Annotated in this window: 30 protein-coding genes and 2 pseudogenes; 26 read left to right on the top strand and 6 right to left on the bottom strand. The window is 34.6% G+C overall.

Going from position 1 to position 23,748, the window contains the following annotated elements:
• The first annotated feature begins 28 nt into the window (after positions 1–28).
• The 5 genes from C0T34_RS09925 (at position 29) to C0T34_RS18410 (ending at position 4,964) form a co-directional block, all read left to right on the top strand.
• Entirely contained in the window at positions 29–283 is a 255-nt protein-coding gene (locus C0T34_RS09925) for a hypothetical protein (RefSeq protein WP_109850098.1), read from the top strand.
• Positions 284–925, top strand: coding sequence for a hypothetical protein (locus C0T34_RS09920; protein ID WP_109850097.1), 642 nt, complete (start codon positions 284–286; stop codon positions 923–925). It abuts the gene before it with no gap.
• Between the two features lie 131 nt (positions 926–1,056).
• The gene (locus tag C0T34_RS09915; protein WP_161750273.1) at positions 1,057–3,111 is read left to right on the top strand and encodes a retron Eco8 family effector endonuclease; all 2,055 of its coding nucleotides are present in this window, start codon (positions 1,057–1,059) and stop codon (positions 3,109–3,111) included.
• 170 nt (positions 3,112–3,281) lie between these two features.
• Positions 3,282–4,439 carry a reverse transcriptase domain-containing protein gene (locus C0T34_RS09910; RefSeq protein ID WP_109850095.1) on the top strand — a complete coding sequence of 386 codons (1,158 nt, stop codon included), beginning with the start codon at positions 3,282–3,284 and terminating at the stop codon, positions 4,437–4,439.
• Between the two features lie 177 nt (positions 4,440–4,616).
• Positions 4,617–4,964 (top strand): isocitrate/isopropylmalate family dehydrogenase, encoded by a 348-nt coding sequence (locus tag C0T34_RS18410; RefSeq protein ID WP_272927516.1) that lies wholly within the window; start codon positions 4,617–4,619, stop codon positions 4,962–4,964.
• A gap of 120 nt (positions 4,965–5,084) precedes the next feature.
• Here C0T34_RS18410 and C0T34_RS09900 read toward each other — a convergent pair whose 3' ends face one another.
• From C0T34_RS09900 to C0T34_RS09880, 5 genes are all read right to left on the bottom strand, one after another.
• On the bottom strand, positions 5,085–6,212 hold the full coding sequence (locus tag C0T34_RS09900; protein ID WP_109850094.1) for a site-specific integrase: 1,128 nt from the start codon (positions 6,210–6,212) through the stop codon (positions 5,085–5,087).
• Complete coding sequence (locus C0T34_RS09895) at positions 6,193–6,435, bottom strand: excisionase (protein WP_036894694.1); 243 nt, start codon at positions 6,433–6,435, stop codon at positions 6,193–6,195. Before C0T34_RS09895 ends, C0T34_RS09900 begins: the two co-directional genes overlap by 20 nt.
• 61 nt (positions 6,436–6,496) lie before the next feature.
• Positions 6,497–6,970 (bottom strand): class I SAM-dependent methyltransferase, encoded by a 474-nt coding sequence (locus C0T34_RS09890; RefSeq protein WP_109850093.1) that lies wholly within the window; start codon positions 6,968–6,970, stop codon positions 6,497–6,499.
• Between the two features lie 23 nt (positions 6,971–6,993).
• Positions 6,994–7,527, bottom strand: a complete 534-nt coding sequence (locus C0T34_RS09885) for a hypothetical protein (protein WP_109850092.1) — start codon at positions 7,525–7,527, stop codon at positions 6,994–6,996.
• A gap of 484 nt (positions 7,528–8,011) precedes the next feature.
• Positions 8,012–8,701: a helix-turn-helix transcriptional regulator gene (locus C0T34_RS09880; protein ID WP_109850091.1), complete on the bottom strand. Its 690-nt coding sequence runs from the start codon at positions 8,699–8,701 to the stop codon at positions 8,012–8,014.
• Positions 8,702–8,798: 97 nt separating this feature from the next.
• Here C0T34_RS09880 and C0T34_RS09875 point away from each other — a divergent pair, with 97 nt between their 5' ends.
• From C0T34_RS09875 to C0T34_RS09815, 13 genes and pseudogenes are all read left to right on the top strand, one after another.
• Positions 8,799–9,014 (top strand): helix-turn-helix transcriptional regulator, encoded by a 216-nt coding sequence (locus C0T34_RS09875; protein WP_109850090.1) that lies wholly within the window; start codon positions 8,799–8,801, stop codon positions 9,012–9,014.
• A gap of 56 nt (positions 9,015–9,070) precedes the next feature.
• Positions 9,071–9,529: a YmfL family putative regulatory protein gene (locus C0T34_RS09870; RefSeq protein WP_109850089.1), complete on the top strand. Its 459-nt coding sequence runs from the start codon at positions 9,071–9,073 to the stop codon at positions 9,527–9,529.
• 88 nt (positions 9,530–9,617) lie between these two features.
• Positions 9,618–9,827, top strand: a complete 210-nt coding sequence (locus C0T34_RS09865; protein WP_109850088.1) for a hypothetical protein — start codon at positions 9,618–9,620, stop codon at positions 9,825–9,827.
• Positions 9,817–9,996, top strand: coding sequence for a DUF4222 domain-containing protein (locus tag C0T34_RS09860; RefSeq protein WP_069369408.1), 180 nt, complete (start codon positions 9,817–9,819; stop codon positions 9,994–9,996). The genes C0T34_RS09865 and C0T34_RS09860 overlap by 11 nt, the downstream gene beginning before the upstream one ends.
• A 12-nt stretch (positions 9,997–10,008) precedes the next feature.
• A complete protein-coding gene (locus tag C0T34_RS09855; protein WP_098943303.1) occupies positions 10,009–11,100 on the top strand; it encodes a replication protein in 1,092 nt (363 codons plus the stop codon).
• Positions 11,101–11,172: 72 nt separating this feature from the next.
• Positions 11,173–11,555 (top strand): annotated as a pseudogene (locus tag C0T34_RS09850) (RusA family crossover junction endodeoxyribonuclease).
• Between the two features lie 83 nt (positions 11,556–11,638).
• A pseudogene (locus tag C0T34_RS09845) lies at positions 11,639–11,773 on the top strand (KilA-N domain-containing protein); the annotation flags it as partial.
• A complete protein-coding gene (locus tag C0T34_RS09840; RefSeq protein ID WP_109850087.1) occupies positions 11,770–12,795 on the top strand; it encodes a DUF968 domain-containing protein in 1,026 nt (341 codons plus the stop codon). The pseudogene C0T34_RS09845 and the gene C0T34_RS09840, both read left to right, overlap by 4 nt.
• A gap of 28 nt (positions 12,796–12,823) precedes the next feature.
• Positions 12,824–13,219 carry an antiterminator Q family protein gene (locus C0T34_RS09835; RefSeq protein ID WP_109850086.1) on the top strand — a complete coding sequence of 132 codons (396 nt, stop codon included), beginning with the start codon at positions 12,824–12,826 and terminating at the stop codon, positions 13,217–13,219.
• 288 nt (positions 13,220–13,507) lie between these two features.
• Complete coding sequence (locus C0T34_RS09830) at positions 13,508–15,460, top strand: ATP-binding protein (RefSeq protein WP_162556823.1); 1,953 nt, start codon at positions 13,508–13,510, stop codon at positions 15,458–15,460.
• 121 nt (positions 15,461–15,581) lie between these two features.
• Positions 15,582–15,776: a hypothetical protein gene (locus tag C0T34_RS09825; protein WP_109850084.1), complete on the top strand. Its 195-nt coding sequence runs from the start codon at positions 15,582–15,584 to the stop codon at positions 15,774–15,776.
• 73 nt (positions 15,777–15,849) lie between these two features.
• Positions 15,850–16,872 (top strand): site-specific DNA-methyltransferase, encoded by a 1,023-nt coding sequence (locus tag C0T34_RS09820; protein WP_109850083.1) that lies wholly within the window; start codon positions 15,850–15,852, stop codon positions 16,870–16,872.
• Positions 16,873–17,067: 195 nt separating this feature from the next.
• The gene (locus C0T34_RS09815) at positions 17,068–17,658 is read left to right on the top strand and encodes a hypothetical protein (protein WP_109850082.1); all 591 of its coding nucleotides are present in this window, start codon (positions 17,068–17,070) and stop codon (positions 17,656–17,658) included.
• Between the two features lie 85 nt (positions 17,659–17,743).
• On the opposite strand, the gene C0T34_RS09810 is transcribed toward C0T34_RS09815, so the two are convergent.
• On the bottom strand, positions 17,744–17,956 hold the full coding sequence (locus C0T34_RS09810; protein WP_109400952.1) for a hypothetical protein: 213 nt from the start codon (positions 17,954–17,956) through the stop codon (positions 17,744–17,746).
• A gap of 140 nt (positions 17,957–18,096) precedes the next feature.
• On the opposite strand from C0T34_RS09810, the gene C0T34_RS09805 reads away from it, so the two are divergent.
• From C0T34_RS09805 to C0T34_RS09765, 8 genes are all read left to right on the top strand, one after another.
• Positions 18,097–18,366, top strand: a complete 270-nt coding sequence (locus tag C0T34_RS09805; protein WP_036904926.1) for a bacteriophage protein — start codon at positions 18,097–18,099, stop codon at positions 18,364–18,366.
• On the top strand, positions 18,366–18,836 hold the full coding sequence (locus C0T34_RS09800) for a lysozyme (protein WP_109850081.1): 471 nt from the start codon (positions 18,366–18,368) through the stop codon (positions 18,834–18,836). Before C0T34_RS09805 ends, C0T34_RS09800 begins: the two co-directional genes overlap by 1 nt.
• On the top strand, positions 18,818–18,976 hold the full coding sequence (locus tag C0T34_RS18215) for a hypothetical protein (RefSeq protein ID WP_164530183.1): 159 nt from the start codon (positions 18,818–18,820) through the stop codon (positions 18,974–18,976). The genes C0T34_RS09800 and C0T34_RS18215 overlap by 19 nt, the downstream gene beginning before the upstream one ends.
• 2 nt (positions 18,977–18,978) lie before the next feature.
• Positions 18,979–19,461, top strand: coding sequence for a lysis protein (locus C0T34_RS09795; protein WP_036904932.1), 483 nt, complete (start codon positions 18,979–18,981; stop codon positions 19,459–19,461).
• Positions 19,462–20,844: 1,383 nt separating this feature from the next.
• On the top strand, positions 20,845–21,195 hold the full coding sequence (locus tag C0T34_RS09780) for an HNH endonuclease signature motif containing protein (protein WP_109850080.1): 351 nt from the start codon (positions 20,845–20,847) through the stop codon (positions 21,193–21,195).
• A complete protein-coding gene (locus tag C0T34_RS09775) occupies positions 21,192–21,389 on the top strand; it encodes a hypothetical protein (RefSeq protein WP_109850079.1) in 198 nt (65 codons plus the stop codon). Before C0T34_RS09780 ends, C0T34_RS09775 begins: the two co-directional genes overlap by 4 nt.
• 147 nt (positions 21,390–21,536) lie before the next feature.
• Complete coding sequence (locus C0T34_RS09770) at positions 21,537–22,007, top strand: phage terminase small subunit P27 family (protein ID WP_099660116.1); 471 nt, start codon at positions 21,537–21,539, stop codon at positions 22,005–22,007.
• A 3-nt stretch (positions 22,008–22,010) separates the two neighbouring features.
• Positions 22,011–23,744: a terminase TerL endonuclease subunit gene (locus C0T34_RS09765; protein WP_109850078.1), complete on the top strand. Its 1,734-nt coding sequence runs from the start codon at positions 22,011–22,013 to the stop codon at positions 23,742–23,744.
• Positions 23,745–23,748 lie beyond the last annotated feature (4 nt).

Here is a 23,748-nt window from a genome sequence, read left to right as displayed (position 1 = left end):
AATTCTTTTTCATAAAAAGGTCAATAAAATGCCATGGGGATTAACAATTTATAATGATAAAGGCGCGGTGGAAAACATCACCAGTTCATCATTTGTGCTCGACTTTATTAAAATTACAGGAGATGGAAGCAAACAATACACTGTTCCTAGTGGGTTAACGTTGTATGCAACAGCAATAGGAAGGCATAGTATTCGCACTTCTGTTTCAGGCAATACCGTCTATTGGAAATCCAATATAACCTCGCCATCGATGGATGGCATTATTATTGTGGGGTTAAAATAAATGAGTCAATATGGTTTGAAAGTATTTAATGGAAAAAATTCAGAGTATTTAAGTACATTAGAATCATTTGTTTTTTTTAAACGCATTAATAATATTAAAAAAGGAAATTATAATACAGGAATAAAAGAAACGGATGATCCACCAATGGTCTTTTCAAGATGTACATCAATACAGTCTGTTATTCCTGCTTCAATTTCGGTTATAAAAAAGGATGGATATTGGAACATTACTTGTCAACAAAACGGTGATGTTCTTTTTGAGTGTTATTTATTCGTCAGAGCCTCATATTATAATAAAGCCAAACCTCAAAAATGGGGTATTCAGATATTTAATAATAACCAGTTGCTTCAAGTCTCAGGAGCAAGACCATTAAGAATTCAGTCCATCACTGGGTTTTCTAATGGTAGACCTATTGGTAATGAATTATCAGTGGGTATCCAATGCGCTTCACTGTGTCGAGTTGTCGGATATTACTCCACACCAACATCTCCTTATCAACATGCCGTTATTGAAGTGGGAAGTTGCGGTTCAGGTACTAAAATTGTACCAATGCGATGGCAATTAACGGTATTGCCAGGGCCAAGTGCAGATTCAAGTACGGATGATGTGGTGCAATATATTGATATTAAGGATTATCAATAAGGAATAGTGAATGTTATTTTTAATGTTGGAAGTGATATGTTTTTTAAATTTTAAATAATTTAAATGACTTTATTCTGTATAGATAAAGTATTATAGTTATAGAAAATAAAATCAAGTATAAGATGAGTAAAATGGCTATCAAATCTATTGAAATAAGAAATATTCTATCCTTTGATAGTGTTGTTATTAATGATATTAATGAAATAAACTGTATTGTTGGAAAAAATAATGTTGGAAAATCAAACTTATTAAAGGTGATACGCTTTTTTTATGATAGATTAGATGGAAAAAAACTCATTGGTTTAGAGTTAAATAATTCATATACACCATATGGTTATATAAAAATAAGCTATGACCTATCTAGAATAAAAAAAATAGTTACATCAAAAAATAGTAATAAGAGTTCATATTTTAAACATATATATAATGTTTTTTTTAAAGGTGAATTAACTGGTGATGCTCGGATTTTTAGTGATGAAATATCAGAACCTAGTTGTGTTTTTAGTCTGGAATTAATAATTAATAAAGATGGCATGTCAAAATGGTCCATTGATAATAAAGATAAATTGAAAGTCATAAGTTATCTATATCCTTTTTTTGATATAGAAACAAGGCATATAAATTTATATGACTGGAATAAATTATGGGTCATAGTCAGCCAATTGAAATCTTTTAATATGTCATCTTTTAATAAGGATAATTTAGTTGAATTTATTAATGAAGAAATATCGCCGACTAGTGATGGTTATAAAAGATATTTATCAGAAATTCAAGATGTAATTGATACGTTTAAATACTCATATAAAGAAAAAATTCTTGGTTTAATTAAAGTTGGACTTAACGGGCATCGCTTTTCTATTGATGGAAATGTTTTAGAAAAACAATCTGATGGAACCAATTCCTTTAGGTATATTAGCACTTTTTTAACATTGATTATTTCCTTGACAAGAAGAGAATTTATCACACCATTTATCTTTATTGATGAACCTGAAATAGGGTTACATCCTAAAATAGCTGAAGAACTAATTTATAATATATTTGAAGTTGTAATTAAATATCAAAAAAACTCATTGTATAATATAGGTAAATATAATACACCGTTACCAAAAATAATATTTTCAACACATTCACCAAATATTGTAAAAAGTATAATGAAGTTATTTCCTACTAATAATAGTATCTTTCACTTTTCAAAAAATGAAGGAGATGAAATTACAAAAATTAGGAAATTAAAAACGGATTATAAAGATGACCGGTTTTTGAATGCATTTAGTGATAATGAAGCAAGGTTACTTTTCAGTGATTTTATTTTTTTTGTTGAAGGGGCTACTGAGATAGAGTTATTTGGTAACAGAAAGCTACAACGATATTTCCCAAAATTAAAAAAAATTGATTTTTATTCAGGTGACAATGTATTAATTGAAAATATTTCTCCATCATATACTAAAGCTGTAACGCCATATTTATTTCTTTTTGATATGGATAAAGCAATGGATGTGGTTAATGGGAATAACAATTTTCACAAGATAGAATTAAAAGGTAATGGAAATATTTTCACATTTAAAAATATAAAAAAAGAAATTGAAAATAAAAAATATTCATATAGTAAAGAACATAATGAAATTTTTTATTTGGTTAATAAAATAGCTAGTTATAATGAATGGAATATTAAAATAAGTAAAAAAACATTAAGTAATATTGATGGGAATCATGGTGAATTCTTAGAGTTAAAAAAAGATATTCAAAATTATCTAATAAAGAAGAATGTATATATTTTAGACGATACTATTGAAGGGGTACTTATATGTAGGCAATCTTCAGAAATATTTTTTAAATGGTTGGAGTCTAAAGAGGTACCTATCAATAATTTAATTAATAAACTAAATAATAGAAATTATCTAACGAAAGATTTGCTTTTGGTTTATATTAGGCTAATATTTGGCGGTAAAAGTGAAGTTTTGCAAAAAAGTAAAAATGTATCTAAACATAATAAAATATATAAATTCGTAAATGATAATATTATTGGAAATAAAGTATCAAGTACAAAAACAGGTGGATGGGTAAATGAATTTTTAACTTATGCTATAGATCACATTGAAACTAGCTGTAAGGGAAATAATTTCTACATTTATTTTTCTAGGTATTTCCCTCAATTATCTGATATAATAAAAAAACTCCGGTTTTGATAGTTTGAAGGGCACGGTCACAGGAGCTTAACCTGATTGTGTGCTAGCTTAAGCCTAGCCTAGCCTATATTAACCAGTTAGCTTATGATTTCCTCATTGGAATACTAAAGGTTACCTTTTTAATTGCACAGAGTGAAAATCTGTTATTGGTATCAAGATCGGAGTTTTTTATGGTTAAGTTGAATCGAGAGTTTTTTATTTCAAACTTTATAGTGTTAAAAAATAGTGAATCGGGGTTATCTGAGTTTATAAATTCAAATACTATTCCTTGGGATAATGTTACTGAAATAAAATTAAAAGGTAAATATTATTACTCTTTATCTAAAAGAATAGTTCATAATGTTGATTACGTAAAATCTCAACGGAAAATATATGATTATTTTTCTAATGTTATACCTTTAAATAATAATTCTTTTGCTTATAAAAAAGAAACGTGTTACTTAGATTATCTAAGACCTCACATTGGGAATTATTTTTTTTTGAAAATTGATATAGTATCTTTCTTTCATTCAATAAAAGAATCCTATGTTAGAAAAGTATTTTATGACTATATTAATGATGAGTTTTTAGATAATGACAAGAAGTGTTCTTTAATAGATGCATTGATAAAATTAACATCCATTAATATTTCTAGTGAATCAAAAAATACTTCTTATATTAATAAAAGAGTTTTTCCAATAGGATTTTCTTCATCACCCATAATATCTGAAATTTATTTTCGACCTATTGATGTATTATTAATGAAACTATGCTCAGATTTTGAACTCACTTATACAAGATATGCTGATGATATTTTGATTTCTGGGAGTATTAATAATAAATATATAGCTAATAATTGGGATTTTATATACAATCGTATTTTTGAGATTTTAAGCTATTATAAATTAAAAATAAATACAAGAAAAACTATCAATAAGAAAAAGTGCTTATCTATAAATGGTTATGTTTTAGAGTCTATGTATTATAATAACCGGTTATTATTTTCTGAGCTTAGAATTTCAAATTTTAAATTAAAAAAAATAAATAAAGCCCTATTTTATCTTGAAGAAAATACTTATATTAAGAATGAAACGATAAAATATGTCATGGAAAAGGTGTTTAATGATAAGTTTAAAAAAGATAAATTTAAATATACAATCACACAATCATTTATTGATAGACATTATATTTTTGCATTAACAAATAAAATGAGAGGCTTTAGGGCTTATTTGCTTTCTTTTATTCTCTACGATAGAAAATATATAATTTTGCAGAAAGAAACTAAAGATAAATATTTAAAAATAATTAGAAGAATAGAATTAATTATAGATGAGCTACTAAAGAAATAATGATTTAATCAATGTGATAATAATGATATGAAAGGGAGGGATTAATTGATTTTCCCTCTTTTAAGTTTTAATACTTTCATAATATGAACGAAAATTTTTTATTTTATAGATTAAATTATAATAATCCATACTAATATTTTCCTTGAGAATTGATATTTTTGATGGTTTTTACTAAAGATGATTGGTACTGTAAAAAAGACTAGTATCACCGCTTCTGATATTAAAATAATCCTCCCCAAAACTCCCCCAATCCAAATTAAAAATCAACCAGTTACATACAAACCAAGATCACATAAAAAACAAATTATCACTCCAATAATTATAATTTATTTAATAAGTTACTTAATTATTATGGGTATAATGTTACGCCACATGGGTTGGACAGAAGCCGCTGACTTAATCATTAAAGGTATGGAAGGCGCGATTGCCGCTAAGACTGTAACTTATGATTTCGAACGTCAGTTAGAAGGCGCTAAACTGCTGAAATGTAGCGAGTTTGGTGACGCGATTATCAAACATATGTAATTGTTGATTTGATAAATAGTTAACGGGAGCTTATTAGTTCCCGTTTTTTATTGTCAATCTTGAAACGGTTATCAAAAAGTTATCAAAACGAATTATCAAAACCACCTAAATTTTGAGCAATTAAATCACGATTTTTATCCAATCTTTTCCTCGATCATCATGGTATTTATCTGTTTGAATTTGGTTCTTATGACCGAGTAAATCTTTAGTATTTATACCTTGTGCTCTATATAACCTTTCAGATAAAGATCGTTGTTCGTGAAACGTTGCAGGTGTTCCTTCTCCCCAATCAATATCTGTTTTATTTCTCGCCTTTTTAAAGTTAGTCGTTAGTGTATTTGCAGTAACTTGATCACCACGTTTAGATTGTGAAGTAGTATGAAAGTAGTGAATAAGATAAGGGCTAATAACGCGATCTCGACAACGGGCAACAACATCACGTAATGACATATTTAATTGTTCAGAACGCAGTGATAATGGAATAGCTAATTTAGTACCCGTTTTTTCTTGAGTGATATGCAAATGATCATCCCAAATATCACTAAACTTCATTGCGGAAATATCACCTAATCGTTGGCCTGTAATAAGTGCAAGCAACATAGCATTCCCGACATAACGATGTTGTTCATCAGCAATCTCAAATATCTTTTTCCATTCATCAAAATTAAGGCGTTGGCGAGTTACTTTTCTCTTTGGCTGTTTGGTAGCGAGGGCAGGGTTATAACCAGGAGGAACTTCACCTGCATGTTGTGCTTCTTTAAATACATCAATTAAAACAGAGCGAATAACTTGTGCCATTCTGTGCTGACCATTAGATTTATATTCATCCAGAATTTCAGCAATATCTCTGGCATCAACTGCGGGTAATGGTTTCATGGATAAGGCTTGCCTCATTAAATCTACCGGCTTCCTTTTTTGTTTATAAGTATTCGGTTTTATATCACCTTCCTTTAAACGCTCTTCTTGAATAATCCAGTATTTATCTAACCAAGTATTAACCGTGATTTCCTTACCTTTAATTTTTGCCACCCGATCACTAATAGCCATAACTTGTCGGCTGCGTTGTTCCGCTAACCTTGTGTTAGCTTCAATAGCGATTGCTTTCGCCTCGGCTTCATTATCACCGAGGGCATGATATTTACCTGTTACAGGATGGCGATAACGCCAATAAACCTTGTTAGCTTTACGACTAAATAATGGGTAAAGATTCGGGATATTGACGTTATTTTTACGAGGTCTGGCAGCCATCTTTGAGGATCCTTTGTAAAATAGGGTTATCGTTGTTATTGATAACCGGTGATGTCAAATTACCGACAAGGTCGGCATCTTCTCTCACGCGCCAAATGCCACCTTCTTTCCTTGCTGGTGGGTAGAACAGGCCACCACGAGCATATCGTTGTAGCGTTCCTAACTTTGGTGGACGACTTTTATATCTTTCTTGCGCCCACTCCTCTAAAGTCAACATTTGCATATTTTTCTCTCCACACTGTCCGTACACAGTTTAAATAGATATTAGTTAATGCTGGTGGTAATTATTCAATCTCTTTAAGAAAAGAGATCCAATGTGTCTTATCATTTTTCCCTACACGCTGAACAACGGTTGGTTTTTCATTGGTTAAGGCTAATATTTGTTTGGCTGGTATTTGGGTTTCATTCCATTTGAACAGCAATGTTCCTCCGGGTCTGAGCACTCTAAATGCTTCACTAAACCCTTTACTTAAATCTTCTCTCCATGATTCTTTATTTAACGAACCGTATTTTTTAAACATCCAGCTATTTTTACCAACTTTAATTAAATGTGGAGGGTCAAATAGCACCTGATAAAAGGTATTATCTGGTAATGGAAGATTTTTAAAATCAGAAATAATATCTGGTGTTATATTTAAAATTCTTCCATCACATAAAATATGTTCTTCGGCTCTAATATCATTAAATAAAACACGGTCATCCTGTTTATCAGAATAAAACATACGAGAGCCACAACACATATCAAGTATTGGTTTCATTATATTACCTGATTTTTTTACGATTAATTTATTGAAATATCTGATTTTATTCTATTAAAACGAACAACTGAATTTTCAGCTATTGATTTTATAGATAAAATTAATTCTTTTTTCTCATTAAAATCAATAAGATTTTTATGAGTTAAAATAAAGTGTAGTAAAATTTTATTTTTCTCTAATTCTTTTATTAATCCATATTTTTCAATAAATTCTTTATCAAGGTAATGATTTAAATTAAAAAACTGCATATTAATACTAGAGTAAATATCAAAATGAAATTCATCACCATTGATGTCGTCAATTATTTGAACAACATTGTCATTATAATAGATATTGAAAGAATGATTTGATTTTAATATTTTTTCACTAAAATCAACCAAATTTATATGTAATGTAATTATTTCATCTACTAGATTTTCTATAATTAATTTAGTTATTTTATTTTGACTTTTCTTTACTTTATTATCTTTTTTAATTTGAACACAAAGGGTAAAAAAAGCAATCAAGACACCAATGCATGTTAATGAGTTAACCACTATTAAATATAAGTTATTCATAATTTTTCCTTATTTAAAGCAGGAATCATACTCACATCCATGTGACTAATCCACAGTCAAAATGCCTCCTTAGTCTACTTTGCGAAACTCAATAACCCACACCCAAGGATTTTTATAAAAACTATCTACGCCGTATATTGATTGTCATAAGGCGCAGAATGCTGATTTTGCTGTTTGATATGGCTGGTTACTTTTTTTCACGCCCACGCTCTTTGGTTATAAAACTAACTTTATAAAAATGGCTGACTGAGCAGAACATTATCACCACACCCCCAGTGTTGGTTTAAGACTCAGCCAGCCATTGTTTCTCTTCACACGTTCTCTTCACACATAAAAATCATTTACTTTGTATACAAACTTGCTATCTGAGATAACAATAATGCAAATTTGCATATTGCGCAATATTAATTTGCGAAATTTACAAATAAGCAAGCAAAAAAAAGCCTGAAATATGTTCAGGCTGTTTATGCAAATGATAGTTTTGTTATGCGTGGCGTCTATATTCGTGGCTTTGGCTGATTAAAACCTTCCCATGAACACAAAATCTATGCTCATTTGAACTATTTATTTTCCACTGTGTATATTTAGGGTTATCAGAGAGAACAATTATTTCATCGGGAACTATCTGAAGGCGTTTTACGTGTATGTTTCCATCAAAAGAAAACACATAAATACCATCACCATCAATATAATCTATCGAAATATCAACAAAAATAAGGTCGCCGGGCTCTATTGTACCCGACATGCTATCACCACGAACATTGATAACTTTTACTGAGTGCGCAGGGCGAGAACCAAATAGTAACCTAGCTTGCTCTGTATCATATTCAATGGAATGAATGACATCTATGACATCACTTGTTCTCACGCAACCAGGTCCTGCACTCGCGCTAATATCAAGTAGTTGCACTTTATAAAGATCCTCGTTTATTACGTCATGATTCAAATCACTGTGTTTATATACAGTATGATTATCACCATCTGAAAATAAATCAAGTAAAGATATTGATAGTGCGTTAGCAATTTTTCTTAATTGTTGTTCAGTAAACGATTTTTGTTTACCTGTTTCAAGACGAGACACATTACCCGGATCGCTATCAATAGCGTTAGCCAGCTCGGCAATTGTCATATTCCGCTCTAAGCGGATTGATCTGATTTTTTTTCCTATTTCCATGCCGTAATTACAAATCCTTTTTGCGTTATTTGCAAAGTAAATTGCGCAAATTGAATTGGTGTTATATTATGCTTAAAACGCAAAATTAGGAGGCGTAATGCAAACACCATTAAGAACTTTGCGAATAAAGCAAAATCTTACGTTAAGTAAAGTAGCTGAAGCTGTTCAAATTGATGTAGGAAATCTTAGCCGTATTGAAAGAGGCGCCCAAAAAACCTCATTAGAGGTCGCAGAGCGACTGGTTGCTTTTTTCAACGGTGAATTAACAGAAATGCAAATTTTATATCCGAAGAAGTTCAGCAATCACAGATAAGTTACTTCTTATTCTCTGAATTTGTAACTACAAGAATTTATCAATGGTGGTAGGAAATGAGTAACCAATCAATAAAACAGGTAGTGAAAGAAATGTGTGAGGCAACAGCTGGTGGGCGTGAGGCAATGGCTGGAGCACTGGGTCTGTCTTTAACGTCATTCAATAACAAGCTTTATGAGAAAAACGGTTGTCGCTCATTTGATTTAAATGAGTTGTTAGCGATGCAAGATATTTCTAAGACCGTTTTATTTGCTGAATTTGTCGCTCGCGAATCAAATCGTTTACTCGTTGACAGAATTAGTCCGGCTGAACTGGATGAGACGGAATTGTTTGCGCTGCGTAGTGGTGTTGACGAAATGCAGGGGCGTTTAGCGTTATTTATGAAAGATAGCTTGGCTGATGGCGTTATTGATAACGAAGAAGAGCAAAAGATAAAAATGATGCTGGATGGATTAATTTCACAGATCCGCACATTTATGAATGCGTTTGTTTCGTTGCATCAAAAGAGAAATTAAAGATGGCTATATCCAGAAAGGGTGAAGCCAAAGGTGTACGGCCTCTGGCTTCGGTTTGCAAATTTCAATTGTGTGAAGAGAAATTAGCATGAGTAGATTAGCGCATTTAATACCTAAAAAGCAATTCCGTTGTTTACCACTGACTAACGGTAAGTCATTTCGCTATGTAGAAATCATAGCGTCTGACGAACAACCAAACAACTACCAACAAAAAACAGGTTTGGTAGATAGACAGTCGCTTAAAAAGGCATGGGCTGATTTTTATTTTTCAAGTGGAGAGCGGGGCAATGAACAATGAGAACCCAAACCAACTTGATCGCTACTACAAAAATCACAGGGGTATCGTTGTTCATGTTGTTCGTTATGACAGAGAAAAACAGCGTGTCATTTTTATGCTCGATGGTTGTGACGATCCGCAATGTGAACCCTTGCAACGATTTAAAGAGAAGTACACACGTATTAAGTAATGAGGTGGCAAGATGAGTTTATTATTACTAAAAAGTCGCCCTTTAGTCGTTATTCCTGAATTAGCGGTGCGCCTTGGTTTAAATGAGGCGATGCTGTTACAGCAAATTCAATATTGGCTAACTGAAACTACTTCAGGTGTTGAATATGACGGCTCGCGCTGGATTTATAACACCGTCGAAGAGTGGAAGAATCAATTTCCTTTTTTCTCTGAATCAACGATTAAACGTGCTTTTACTAATTTGAAAAAGCAGGGCGTTTTACGCATCGAACAAATCAATAAATCGAACCATGACCGTACTAATTATTATGCGATTAATTACGATCACCACTTGCTGACCGATGAGGTCAATATGACCCAATCGAATGGTGATAACTCATCTAATCGAACAGTTCAAAATGACCTTATCGATAAGCGCAAATTGAAACCTTCAAACAGTTCAAAATGCGCTGTTCTGAACGGGTCAAAATGGCCTGTTCTTACAGAGAATACAACAGAGATTACTTCAGAGAGTACAACAGAAACAGATCATTCGTCGCAGAATTCTGGCGAATCCAGCGACCAGCCTAAAAATGATTTTTTAACTCGTTATCCCGAAGCCGTGATTTACAGCGCTAACTTCCAAAAATGGGGTGATGAAGGTGATTTGAAAACAGCAAAATGGATGTTTGGTCGTGTTAAAAAACTGAATCCATCCGCGCTAGAGCCTACTTGGTATGACTGGGCGAACGATATTCGTTTGATGCGTCAAATCGATGGACGTACCCATGAGCAAATTTGTGCCTTGTTCGATTGGGCCAACAAAGATTCATTCTGGCACCAAAACATTTTAAGCCCTCGTAAATTACGTAAACACTTTGATGAGCTGATCGTTCGTAGCCAAAAGCCAAAGGATGAGCCAAAGGTTCAAGTTGATACCGTTGAACGTGACAGCGCATTCTCACGCCTGATTGGTTCTCGTTCTAAACCTCAAAACCGTATTGAAGAGATCGCACTTGAATTAGCGGGTAAGACAGGTATTCGCCGTATGAGTGAGTTTTCTGGTCGTCAAGCATGGAACAGCATTTGGAAACAAGCGACTGAAATGTCGCAGGAGGTTCAGTAATGCTAACTAAATACATTTTGTTTGTTGGGTTTTGGTTTGTAGTGACATTACTGATTGGCTTATGGGGGACTTATGCCTGAACTCATGCTCACATTGCCATTTCCACCTAGTGTGAACACCTATTGGAGAAACACAAAGAGAGGAACCTTAGTTAGTGCAAAAGGGCGAGCCTTTAGAGCAAATGCGATTGCAGCAGTCTATGAACAATTAAAGCGTAGACCTAAAGCTATTGAGAGTGATTTGTTTCAGTGAAATTATATCCACCAACTAAGCAAGCTAGAGATATTGATAATTTCTTAAAAGCACCTTTTGATGCGCTTACTCATGCGGGTGTATGGGGCGATGATAAACAGATTAAAAAAATGGATGTTGAATGGATGGACGTTATTAAAGGCGGGAAGCTTGAAATAACCATTCGTCAGCATAGTAAAAGAGTGATGTACGGTCACGAGTAAAAGTGGAGAGAAATAACATGAATGGATTAATTGTTATTGATGAAATTTCGACCGCTCCTGTGATCACAGGAGCGCCTATTGCTACTGCTAGAGGCTGTCCGTTTGGGAAGAACATGACCAGTCCTAATAATCCTCGCGAAACCCAACCGCATTTCTTTGAGAGTAAAACGGATGAGCTGATCCGCATGGTGATGCTGAATAAACAGGTGAGTGCATGAAATTATTATTAACTCCCTACATTCAACCTGAACTGGGTGTTGTATTACTTAAACCAGGCGCTGAGTTACTCGAGCAATTTAAGAAGCACCACCGTGTGATCATCAGTGATGTGCCAAAAAGCTTAGATGTGTTGCCCTCAGGTGCATTAACAGGTGATGAACAGCCAATTTTAAACAATAAGCACATCGTCCAATTTCTCAATAACAAAAAAGTGATCCACACCATCGATAAAGTATCACCGATGGATACGTGGGTTATCCGTCATATTCAATGCTGTCAGATTGATAACGATGAAGATAATTATCATCACCATGAGTTAGTGACGACCTTTCACGAGGCAGGCGTGATCCGCACCTGTTGGCATCATGATAACCATATTCGTCATTCATCTGCAGGGTGGGTTGCTGAATTAGCTCATAAAAATCGTATTAATTGGATGTTAGATACTATTCGTTTTCGGTTGAGATTAGATAGTGGCCACCAGCTAACGATACCTGATTTTTTCTCATTTGCAGTAATGCATAGCTTGGTTGATGAATTACCCGAAGCAATATTACGCCAGATTTTAAATTGGTCAGATAAACAAGAAGAACGCAGAGTTCACGGTGGTTTTCCTGAGGCAGATATTATTCCAAGCAACGTAACCGCATTATCTGTAATGAATGAGCGTCTAGATGCGATAAAGCCGGTTATTAAAGTTGTTATAGATCCAGAGCCACCAGCGTCATTTCTTCTTAAACCAAAAATGCAACGTTGGGAAAATATCAACTGGCTCCAATGGGTGAAAACTCAACCGTGTTGCGTGTGTGGGCAACAGGCTGATGATCCGCACCACATCATAGGTCATGGTATGGGTGGTATGGGTACTAAGGCTCACGACTTATTCACTATTCCATTATGCCGCATTCACCATGACGAGTTACATCGTGACCCCAAACTATGGGAAGCCACTCATGGCAATCAAGTCGAATTGTTATTTTATTTTTTAAACCGTTCATTAGGTATCGGTGCATTTATTTAACGTGTGTACGGCACGAGGAGTATTAGGCATGAGAGATATACAGGAAGTTTTATTACGTTGGGGAGCGTGGTCAGCAAATGAGGGTAATAGTGTGGATTACTCCTCAATAGCAGCAGGGTTTAAGGGATTGCTCCCGAGTACAAACAAAAGTCGTGTTTCTTGCTGTGATGATGATGGGATAATTATTGATTCAGCGGTTGGCCAATTAATAAAAGTAGGAAGAAAAGACGAATACGATTTGATAGAAAAACATTATATAAAGAATATTTCAAAATCAGCAATCGCAAGGGATATGAAGTGCTCTGAGGGGAAAATTAGGCAAAAGCTCATGATAGCTGAAACCTTTATTGATGCTTGTTTAATTATGACTGGTGCAGTTTTAGAAATGGATGAATGGACAAATAAAATAACAATTGATAGTTAAATGCTTTTCGTTACGAATTTTGGGTGCTAATGTGATAAGAGTGAATACGTTGTCACCTAACTTATAGAATGAAACCTCGCTCCAGCGGGGTTTTTTGTTACCTGAATTTTACCACGCCTCTTAACTGAGGTTTTTTGTATTGATAGGTGAAATCGAATTTACTAGATATGAAATAAACTTATACTGTACAAATAAACAGTAATCATCCCTGTGTAAATCAACAGATAACGACCTTTAATATTACTTGTTATTATATTATTAATGTTAATGTTTTTTAAAGGTCTCAAAATGCAGACTATAAGAGTGGAAACCACATCAGAACATCTAAAGAAAATAGCCAAAGAAACACCAATAAAGGCACTTGCTGAGTTGGTATGGAACGGTTTTGATGCGAAAGCAGAAAATATTAAAATAAATATATATGAAGGTGAGCTTGGTGGAATAGATGAGATATTGATAGAAGATGATGGAATTGGGATATCTCACGAAAAAATAGACCAATTATTTGGTAGTTTGGGTGGATCTTGGAAGAAGTCAGCAAAAAAAACTCAAGGATATGAATACTTGCATGGTGAGAATGGTCAGGGAAGATTCAAGGCCTTTTCGTTGGGAGAGAAAGTTACATGGTCCAGTTTTAGTGAGGAAGTTGGATGCTTTAATATAGAAGCTAATGCTAATAACTTACTGACATTCAATGTAAAAAAAACAAATGGAATGAGACATAATGGAACTAATGTTAGCATCTCAAATGTAAGTAAAGATTCATCGATATTACTGAAATCCTCTGATATAAAATTAGCTGAGATATTTTTTCTTTACCTTTCAAAATATAAAAATAAAAAACTAACATTGAATAATGAAGTTATAAGTCCAGAGTTAGTTCAAGAGAGGGTTACAGAAAAAAATCTAGGTGACTGCTTTATTAATGAAGACTTAACCATACAACTTAAACTATATATAGTTGAATGGAAAAAAAATGTTAAAGCAGGTAAACAAATAAATTACTGTTGTGGTAACGGTTTTACTCTTTATGAAGAGAAGGTTGATAAAAAATTTGATGCTGTAGATTGCAAGTTTACAGTATTTGCAGAATCAGATTATTTCTCTATTTGTAATGAAAGCAATCAACTTAGTCAGATAGATATCAGCAATGAATTGACCACCATACGTGAAATTATTTTAGAATCAACTCGTTCATATTTTATCGAAAAAGAAAGGATAAAAAGAGCGAAGGTAGTTACAAACTGGATTGATGAGGGTATATATCCATATGACAAAAATAATTATATTGACCCAACTCGAGAATCTGAAAGAAAGGTGTTTGATATACTAGCGGTTAATGTTCAAACCTATCTAAGTAAATTTTCAAAAGCAGATAAAAAAACGAAAAAATTCACCTTTAAATTACTAAAGCAGGCAATAGAGGCGAATCCCAGTTCAGTACAAAAGATAATAAATGAAGTGCTAGGGTTGTCACCAAATGAGCAGCAGGATTTAGCAAACCTATTAGATCGGACAACGCTATCGTCAATTATTAGTTCGTCTAACATTGTGGCAAACAGGATTGATTTTCTTAATGGCTTAGAACGCCAATTATTTGATGACGAAAATAAAAAGAAAACTTTAGAGAGAGATCATCTACATAAAATACTAGAAAAGGAATCTTGGATCTTTAAAGAGGAATTTTATTTAGCTGGAAGTGAAATATGGTTAGAACAATTGTTAGAAAAGCATCTAAATATATTAGATAAAGGCGATGAGTTTAATAAAGATGATTCAGTTCTTTTACCTGATGGACGAAGAGGAAGAGTAGACTTAATGCTATCTAAGGTTAGAAAACCATCTGATGATACAACTGAAATCTTGGTCGTTGAACTAAAAAGGCCTAGTAAAAAAATAGATGATACTGTTCTTTCTCAAATAGAAAAGTACGCAATAGCAGTTAGTGAGCATGAGAGTTTTCATCATGAAAAAGTTAAGTGGATCTTTATGGCTATATCAAATTCAATGGATTACTACGCAAAGAAAAAAGTAAACCAAAGAGGGAAAGCAAAAGGGCTACTATATGATGATGCAGAATATAACGTTGAAGTGTGGGTATATACATGGGCTGAAATTATAAGTAATGCAAGAGCAAGACTGAACTTTTTTAGCGATCAATTAAAATATCAAGCGAATATCGAATCAGCTGAGAAATACTTAAAAACGGTTCATGAAAAACATATTCCAACACTATCTTGATGAAATAAGGCCTGCTCCGGCAGGTTTTTTGTTATTAAAAAGAAGATAAGACTTGCTGTTCTATTTGGTCAGAGTTACATGTGTAGTTATGCACGATAACTGACCAAAGGTATAAAATATCATGTTAAAACAGTGTGATATGACAACACAGGCAAGTTGTGTACTTGAAACAATCTCAAAAAGTGATTGGCAAACAGTACAAACAATTTCAAATAAAACTGGGTTAAGTAATGAAAATTGTGAATTTCTATTAACTCAGTTTGAAATAGCAGGGTTTGTCGCAAAGCAAGGAAATAGCTATATGCGTACAGCCTAAAAAATATAAAGAATTTATAAAGCTGGTGGCTTAACGGTTATAGGCTTTTTTATTGTGTAGAAAAGGACTTCTGATGCAACTATTTAACGACGACGCACTCTCTGTATTAAAAACATTACCTGATAACAGCATTGATTTAATCGCGACGGATCCACCTTACTTTAGAGTAAAATCGTGTACATGGGATAATCAGTGGGATAGTGTTGAGGAATATCTGTCTTGGCTTGATGAGGTATTAGCTGAGTTTTGGCGGGTATTAAAACCCAATGGCAGTTTGTATTTATTCTGTGGTTCTAAATTGGCGTCAGATACCGAATTGCTTGTTCGTGGGCGATTTAATGTATTAAGTCATATCATTTGGGCTAAACCATCAGGACCATGGCGACGACAAAATAAAGAAAGTCTACGCGCTTTTTTTCCTTCAACAGAACGAATACTTTTTGCTGAGCATTATCAAAAGCCAGTCACAGCTAAAGGTTCTGAATTTTCTTTAAAATGCAAAGAGCTAAAGCAGAATGTATTTAAACCGCTAATAGACTATTTTAGAAATGCGCGTTTAGCGCTGCAGGTGAGTGCAAAAGAAATAGATAAGGCTACGGGTAAGCAAATGAGTAGCCACTGGTTTAGCAATAGTCAGTGGCAATTACCTAGCGAAGAAGATTATAAAAAGTTACAAACACTGTTTACACATATTGCTGATAAACAAGAAAAACTATCACCGTTATCTCGTCACTTTAGTGAGTTAGAACGAGAGCAATTTACATTACAAAAAGACTACCAAGAGTTAATAAAAGAATATGGTTTATTAAGACGGCCATTCTTTGTAACTGCAGATGTTCCTTACACCGATGTGTGGACTTATCCTCCTGTTCAATACTATCCCGGTAAACACCCTTGTGAAAAACCATCAGACATGATGGAACATATTATTCGCTCTAGCAGTTGTGAAGGGGACTTGGTTGCTGATTTCTTTATGGGATCAGGTGCAACACTGAAAGCAGCACTAAAACTTAATCGAAAGGTTTTAGGTGTCGAGCTTGAGAAAGAGCGCTTTGAACAAACAGAGCAAGAAATAAAAGCATTAATTTGTAAGTAACTTTTACAGATTTAATTATCAGGTAGTTAGAATATAAAGGACTATTTAAATAGATTCTCTTTTAGATGAAAAATATTATTGTAAACAGTATTATACTGATTGAAATATATAAAAGTGTTAAATGTGTAAATATTGGTATTAGCTGTAATGTATAGCTTTTATAATTAATAATAGTAATCTTAAATGGATATAATAATGTCTAATTCCACTGAACAAATAACTAATACTCTATCTGTGATAATTGAAGAATTACCTAAAATATTGGTATCAACATCTTTTTCATGGGAAACAGTGATTAGTTCTTTTTTTGCTGCTCTAATTCCATCGTTTATTGCTTGGTATGCATTAAAAAATAATTATAGACTAGCGGAATATCAAAATACATTAAAAGCTAAAGATGAATGGGTTATGGAATTTCGCAACACTTTGGCTGGGTTTGTAACTGATTCAACAATATTAATTGCAAATATAGAATTAAATTGTGAACTGCGTAGAGGAAACTGTATCGGATCAATAAAAAGATCCTATGAATCAGAGAGAGATGTTGAGTTTGGAGTACAAAAATTACTTTTACTACTAAGTAAACATGATGAATATGAAGCAAAGTTTTCAACTTTTGTTATTAATGTAAATAATTTAATTCAAGAATTAAAAAAATACGCCCGCTTAGATGCTGATCTTGTGGACTGTCTTGATCGTTTGTTAGTGAAACAATTAAGAATTGAATTAAGAAATATTATGATTGAATCAAGAGAAGTTATTATAGCAAAGTACAAAAGAGATTAATTTGTTTCATGATAGAGAAGGTTATCAGGATAAGCTTTTTTCTTCTAAAACAGGCTATCACTGTAGCCTGTTAAGTATAATGAAATCATTCGTCAATTATTTTGAAGTTTTTAATGTAGTTACTTGTTATTTGGTTAGGAAATTTTTGCAAATTTTTTATAAGTAACGCCCTATCATCTGTTGGTAAATTATTGACTAAAAGTGTTATTATTAACTTTAAAACACTAATTTCTTCTAATAGTTCCTCTTCTGTTTTTACGTTAGAGGTAAAATTATAATTTACATTTTTTGTTGTCATTTAATTTCTCACACCGAAGTAAATCAGCCATTCCTCCGGTTAATTACATCGGGCTGACCTATCACTTTAACTTAAGTTTAATGTTTTCACGTTTAACTTACTCACATTAATCATCAACGGACACTCCGTAGGGGGTGTATATGCGCATGGAAAAATTGACCAATGCTACCTACGGAACGGCTGGCTTAACTGCCTTTTTTGCAAGTCTCTCATTGTATGAATGGGGATTTGTAATAGGGATGGGATTCAGCATGCTCCTTGGATTAGCAACTTACTTTATGACACAGCGAGAACAGCGGAAACGAACAGCGTTATTTGCTGAATTAGTTCATCGAAATTGTTCTAGCGATCCGCAAGACATAGAAAAGATAGTTGGCGAGATGCTGACTAAAGCTAAAAAGGACATTTAATGAACCTAAAACAGAAGGTAGCTGCAGTTGCGAGTGCTGGTGCGGTAAGTATTGCGCTAACAGTGATTGGTTACTTTGAAGGCATGCGTTACGAGCCTTATCGTGATGTTGCTGGTGTTCTGACGGTTTGTTATGGCCATACTGGAAACGACATCATTCAAGGTAAGACATACACACAGCAAGAATGTGATGAATTACTGCAGAAAGACTTTATCAGAACGCAACAGCAAGTTGATGCTCTGGTTAAAGTATCACTGGATGATAAAACCAAAGCCTCTCTATATTCCTTTGCTTTTAATGTGGGTACCACAGCTTTTGCACGTTCTACGTTGCTCAAGAAATTAAATGCAGGTGATCAGTATGGCGCTTGTGAAGAAATGAAACGCTGGGTTTACGCTGGTGGCAAAGTATGGAGAGGGTTAGTCAGTCGTAGAGATGCGGAGTCAGCACTATGTCATGGAAACCTTTAATCATCATTATCAGCTTTATCCTTGCATTACTCATCACTGTTGCTGGTGGCATTTATCTCTCAATTGATAATTCATGTGTTAACGACAAAGCCAGTTTAGAAAAGCGCTGTCAGGTAGCTCTCTCACATCATCGGTACTAATTATGAAGCATTGGAAACTTTACATTGTCATTGTGATAGTGGGTATTGTTGCTGGTGGCTGCGTGCTGATTAATGCACAAGCGAAAAGAATTAATACACAAGCTGAAAAAATTAACACGCTGACAAAAAACAACAAAGAACTTACTAATACGCTCGAAGAACAAAAGGCCATCAATGCTGACTATCAAGTGCGCATAGAGCGACTAAATCAACTCGATATTAAATACACTCAGGAGTTAGCTAGTGCAAAGAATGAAATTGATGGGTTGCGTGATGATATTCGCAATGGCTCTAAGCGGGTGTATGTCAAAGCCGAGTGTCCAGCAGTCACCAAGAATTCCACCGAAAGCGGAAGCAATGAAAACACCGCACGACTTAACAAAGCAGTTGAACAAGATTATCTACGTCTCAGAGAAATGATAGTCGAGAACGAACAGCAAACTTTGTATTTGCAGAATTATATTAGGACGGAGTGTGTGAACTAAAAAAAGCCCTACGTAGGGTACGAGGGCTAAAATAAACCAAGTTGAAAAATATCAATCTTTAATTAGTATAGTATACGTAACTAAATATACTCATAGTACAAGAATAAAAATATTACTTTTAATTTTAACTGGAATTCTCTTTGTTAATTAATCCGTAAACTTATTACATTAGTTATCAAATAATATGTTTTTGTTTATGTTGAAATAAAATTTAAGTGTAATAATAATTATTAGATTACTTAACTATAAGGGTATTTATGTTCAATCATAGAATAATAAAATGCTTCTTTGGAGTTTGATGCCATCAATCCTTGATATATGCAAAATGGCACTTCATTATACTGATGTTTTTCCCCACATTTGAAATTAATTGCTAATGTTTTACTGTGGTAATCGTAAGCAACAGAGATGATGTTAGACGATGAAATATAAATTTTATCCATTAGAGTAAGCTCTATTAGGTAAATGTAATAAATGAAAAATAGGTTTTTGACCTTAGCTATTGTTAATCTTAGTAGAAATATTAAATTAGTTTTATGTGATAATGGAAAAGTAATGGAATTTATTATTTGTGTGAAGTTAATCACAATAAAGATATGGAATACTTAGAATAAAAAAAGCCCAGCATTAAGCATGGGCAAACTAACAAGATGTCAATCAAAGTATAGCGATGTTTGTTTAGTATAGATTAAATAAGTGTATATACCAGTTTACTGTTGTTAATTATCTAATTTTAATTAATTGACATAAAACAAGATGACTATACAGGGGTAAACTGGGCAGAGACTGAATTAATAGGGCAATTACTAATAGAGCGCTATTTAGGAAATTATTTAGTAGGTAGTTACCAGATCTCTTCATCAGCGGAGTATGGTTAAAAAAAAGGCCCTAAAGGGCCAAACACAAAAAGGCATGAAAAATAATCAATCAAAGTGTGAGTACAAATACTACATTAGAAAAATATTAAATAAAGTAACAAAGTGTAAGAATAAAAAAATACTTCTCCGTAAATTAAATTTAAGTAAAAAAAAGCCCACATACATGGGCAAAACTAACGAACCACAAAGTAATAGGGGGGAGAGATATTCTTTTAGTATAATCAAAGAAAGGAGAAATACTATTTTAATGTTATTAAATATTTTGTTTTATGTTAATCATTTGAATCTATGTTACTGAACCTGTTAGGTGTTATGTAGCTGGCATTATTGAGTTAATACAAAAATAAAAGTTAAACACCAAATGTGCCTCAAGTTATGAATGAACTAAATAACAGAACGTGGTGCAGTCAGAAGTAAAGTCGGGAAATCCCGCCTTTAAAATCAAAGGGGATTATCCTCCTCTTTAAAATGGCAAATATCTGCCCTTTAAATTATAGGAGATAACATGCCACCTCGCATACCTCGCGCATGTCGTAAACAGGGATGCGCCAAGACAACAACAGAACGTAACGGTTACTGTGAAGAACATCAGAACTTAGGATGGGAAACCCACCAGCGCGGTAAGTCTCGTCATCAACGTGGTTATGGTACCCAATGGGATAAGTTACGAGCACGTATACTCAAGCGTGATAAGTATCTCTGTCAAGAATGCCTAAGATCAGGACGAGCCACCGAAGCGAAAACAGTGGACCATATCATTGCCAAAGCACATGGGGGTACCGATGATGATAGTAACCTGCAAAGCCTGTGCTGGTCCTGTCATAGAGCTAAGACAGCAAAGGAAAGAATAAAATGACGCAAGATGAGCAGACCTTACTTATGTTTAAAGGGTTGGTTGCTGAACTTCCCGAACAAAGCAAAGTGAAGGTTGAACATTGTATTACTGAAATAAAAAAGTTACTGACTAAATACCCTGATGGTGAAGCATTGCTTGCTGTGGGCTATATCGGTGCAGAACAGCAGATGAAAGGTAATCTTGGTCAAGGATAACAGTGCCATTCCTCATAGGGGAGGGGCGGGTCAAATCCCTACCACTCTCGCCACCTAGGACCGCCCCCTTACCTCTTTTCACATCACCGCAGGTTAGAAAACTTTTTTTGGGGAACCCCAAGCGATTATTGATAGGAGATTTCTATTATGGCTGGACCGCCTAAAACCCCGTCACATCTGCAATTGGTGAGGGGGAACCCATCAAAACGACCGATTAATAAAAAAGAGCCAAAACCGCCAAAAGGGGTACCCCCAACTCCGAAGCATTTCACTAAGCAAGGTAAGTATTGGTTCAAGCGTATTGCTGAAGAACTTGATGCAATGGGTGTCATGAGTCAGATGGATGCCAAGGCATTGGAGTTACTCGTCGAAGCTTACACTGAATATCGACATCATTGTGATGTTCTCGATGAAGAAGGCTATACCTACAAAAACAATACAGAAAGTGGATTGATGATAAAGGCGCATCCATCCGCTGCAATGAAGGCAGACGCATGGAAACGTATTCGCGCCATGTTAAGTGAATTTGGTATGACTCCCGCTTCTCGAGCAAAAGTCACGATGAACACTCCAGCCGAAGAAGATCCTTTTGAGGCATTTTTGAAAAAGCGCAAATGATGAATGGCAATCGTAGCAGATGGAATTCAGTACGCCGAACAGGTGGTTGCTGGAGAAATTGTTGCGTGCGAATTGGTACGTTTAGCGTGCCAACGGTTTTTGAATGATTTAGAGAATGGGCCTGAGCGTGGCATCTATTTCATTGAAGATCGCGCACAGCACATACTCGATTTTTACAATTTTATTCCTCATGTCAAAGGGGCATTGGCCGGTAAGCCCATTGATTTAATGCCTTGGCATATTTTTATCTTAATTAATATTTTTGGCTTTGTTATTCCGTTAATTGATGAACAAACGGGTAAAGAAGTTATAGATGAAGATGGTGATGTTGTCTTTGTCCGTCGTTTTCGCACAGCTTACAACGAAGTTGCACGTAAAAATGCAAAATCCACATTGTCATCAGGTATTGGGCTTTATATGACCGGCGCTGATGGTGAGGGCGGTGCCGAAGTTTACTCTGCAGCAACGACACGTGATCAGGCTCGTATCGTATTTGAAGATGCGAAGAACATGCTGAAGAAGTCCAAAGCGACACTAGGTCGTTTATTTGAGTTTAATAAACTCGCTATTTATCAAGAAGAAACTGCCTCTAAGTTTGAACCGCTTTCCAGTGATGCCAATAACCTCGATGGTTTAAATATTCACTGCGGTATTGTTGATGAATTGCATGCACACAAAACTCGTGATGTATGGGATGTATTAGAAACCGCTACCGGTGCGCGTCTGCAGTCTCTTCTTTTTGGGATCACCACTGCGGGTTTTAATAAGGAGGGGATTTGTTACGAACTGCGGGATTACGGTATTAAAGTGCTTCGTGGCCAAGTGGATGATGACTCGTTTTTCGCGATTATTTATACCTTAGATAAGGACGATGATCCCTTTAATGAAACCGTATGGCAAAAAGCGAATCCGGGTCTCGGTGTTTGTAAGCGCTGGGATGATTTACGCCGTCTAGCCAAGAAAGCCAAAGAGCAGGTTTCTGCACGGATTAACTTCTTCACCAAACACATGAATATTTGGGTCACTGCTGAATCTTCATGGATGGATATGATGAAGTGGGATAGTGCTCCTGAACTCGCATCAAAACAAGAATTACAAACTTATCCGTTATGGGTCGGTGTTGACCTTGCTAATAAAATTGATATTTGTGCGGCCGCTAAAGTATGGAAACAGCCCGATAACGGTCATGTTCATGCTGATTTTAAGTTTTGGTTACCTGAAGACCGGCTTGAGCGTTGTTCTAAACAAATGGCGGAGCTTTACCGCAAATGGGCTGATATGGGGTATCTCGAATTAACTGATGGTGAAGTTGTCGATCATGCTCAAATTAAAGAAGAAATCATCGAATGGGTGACGGGCGAGAACTTAAACGAACTGGGTTTTGACCCATGGAGTGCGACACAATTTAGTTTATCACTGGCTGAAGAAGGGCTACCCCTTGTTGAGGTTGCTCAAACGGTGCGTAACTTTTCTGAATCCATGAAAGAGATTGAAGCACTGGTTTATGCGGGTAAGTTTCATCATGGCCAACACCCTGTTATGAACTGGATGATGTCGAACGTCACGGTTAAACCGGATAAAAACGACAACATTTTCCCTAATAAATCAACCCCTGAAGCCAAAATAGACGGCCCTGTTGCACTATTTACGGGTATGAGTCGATTATTGGTGAATGGTGGAGATCAGGAACAAAACCTCTCTGATGTCCTCGCTTCTCGAGGCTTACGCTCTCTCTAAGGAA

This window comes from Proteus sp. CA142267 (assembly GCF_003336825.1).
Taxonomy (GTDB): Bacteria; Pseudomonadota; Gammaproteobacteria; order Enterobacterales; family Enterobacteriaceae; genus Proteus; species Proteus terrae.
This window is presented reverse-complemented; position numbering and strand designations above follow the sequence as displayed.

Coding starts and splice junctions, on each gene's coding strand:
- C0T34_RS09925 (WP_109850098.1), top strand. CDS start 29: ATGCCATGGGGATTAACAATTTATAATGATAAAGGCGCGGTGGAAAAC.
- C0T34_RS09920 (WP_109850097.1), top strand. CDS start 284: ATGAGTCAATATGGTTTGAAAGTATTTAATGGAAAAAATTCAGAGTAT.
- C0T34_RS09915 (WP_161750273.1), top strand. CDS start 1,057: ATGGCTATCAAATCTATTGAAATAAGAAATATTCTATCCTTTGATAGT.
- C0T34_RS09910 (WP_109850095.1), top strand. CDS start 3,282: ATGGTTAAGTTGAATCGAGAGTTTTTTATTTCAAACTTTATAGTGTTA.
- C0T34_RS18410 (WP_272927516.1), top strand. CDS start 4,617: ATGATTGGTACTGTAAAAAAGACTAGTATCACCGCTTCTGATATTAAA.
- C0T34_RS09900 (WP_109850094.1), bottom strand. CDS start 6,212: ATGGCTGCCAGACCTCGTAAAAATAACGTCAATATCCCGAATCTTTAC.
- C0T34_RS09895 (WP_036894694.1), bottom strand. CDS start 6,435: ATGCAAATGTTGACTTTAGAGGAGTGGGCGCAAGAAAGATATAAAAGT.
- C0T34_RS09890 (WP_109850093.1), bottom strand. CDS start 6,970: ATGAAACCAATACTTGATATGTGTTGTGGCTCTCGTATGTTTTATTCT.
- C0T34_RS09885 (WP_109850092.1), bottom strand. CDS start 7,527: ATGAATAACTTATATTTAATAGTGGTTAACTCATTAACATGCATTGGT.
- C0T34_RS09880 (WP_109850091.1), bottom strand. CDS start 8,701: ATGGAAATAGGAAAAAAAATCAGATCAATCCGCTTAGAGCGGAATATG.
- C0T34_RS09875 (WP_109850090.1), top strand. CDS start 8,799: ATGCAAACACCATTAAGAACTTTGCGAATAAAGCAAAATCTTACGTTA.
- C0T34_RS09870 (WP_109850089.1), top strand. CDS start 9,071: ATGAGTAACCAATCAATAAAACAGGTAGTGAAAGAAATGTGTGAGGCA.
- C0T34_RS09865 (WP_109850088.1), top strand. CDS start 9,618: ATGAGTAGATTAGCGCATTTAATACCTAAAAAGCAATTCCGTTGTTTA.
- C0T34_RS09860 (WP_069369408.1), top strand. CDS start 9,817: ATGAACAATGAGAACCCAAACCAACTTGATCGCTACTACAAAAATCAC.
- C0T34_RS09855 (WP_098943303.1), top strand. CDS start 10,009: ATGAGTTTATTATTACTAAAAAGTCGCCCTTTAGTCGTTATTCCTGAA.
- C0T34_RS09840 (WP_109850087.1), top strand. CDS start 11,770: ATGAAATTATTATTAACTCCCTACATTCAACCTGAACTGGGTGTTGTA.
- C0T34_RS09835 (WP_109850086.1), top strand. CDS start 12,824: ATGAGAGATATACAGGAAGTTTTATTACGTTGGGGAGCGTGGTCAGCA.
- C0T34_RS09830 (WP_162556823.1), top strand. CDS start 13,508: ATGCAGACTATAAGAGTGGAAACCACATCAGAACATCTAAAGAAAATA.
- C0T34_RS09825 (WP_109850084.1), top strand. CDS start 15,582: ATGTTAAAACAGTGTGATATGACAACACAGGCAAGTTGTGTACTTGAA.
- C0T34_RS09820 (WP_109850083.1), top strand. CDS start 15,850: ATGCAACTATTTAACGACGACGCACTCTCTGTATTAAAAACATTACCT.
- C0T34_RS09815 (WP_109850082.1), top strand. CDS start 17,068: ATGTCTAATTCCACTGAACAAATAACTAATACTCTATCTGTGATAATT.
- C0T34_RS09810 (WP_109400952.1), bottom strand. CDS start 17,956: ATGACAACAAAAAATGTAAATTATAATTTTACCTCTAACGTAAAAACA.
- C0T34_RS09805 (WP_036904926.1), top strand. CDS start 18,097: ATGCGCATGGAAAAATTGACCAATGCTACCTACGGAACGGCTGGCTTA.
- C0T34_RS09800 (WP_109850081.1), top strand. CDS start 18,366: ATGAACCTAAAACAGAAGGTAGCTGCAGTTGCGAGTGCTGGTGCGGTA.
- C0T34_RS18215 (WP_164530183.1), top strand. CDS start 18,818: ATGTCATGGAAACCTTTAATCATCATTATCAGCTTTATCCTTGCATTA.
- C0T34_RS09795 (WP_036904932.1), top strand. CDS start 18,979: ATGAAGCATTGGAAACTTTACATTGTCATTGTGATAGTGGGTATTGTT.
- C0T34_RS09780 (WP_109850080.1), top strand. CDS start 20,845: ATGCCACCTCGCATACCTCGCGCATGTCGTAAACAGGGATGCGCCAAG.
- C0T34_RS09775 (WP_109850079.1), top strand. CDS start 21,192: ATGACGCAAGATGAGCAGACCTTACTTATGTTTAAAGGGTTGGTTGCT.
- C0T34_RS09770 (WP_099660116.1), top strand. CDS start 21,537: ATGGCTGGACCGCCTAAAACCCCGTCACATCTGCAATTGGTGAGGGGG.
- C0T34_RS09765 (WP_109850078.1), top strand. CDS start 22,011: ATGGCAATCGTAGCAGATGGAATTCAGTACGCCGAACAGGTGGTTGCT.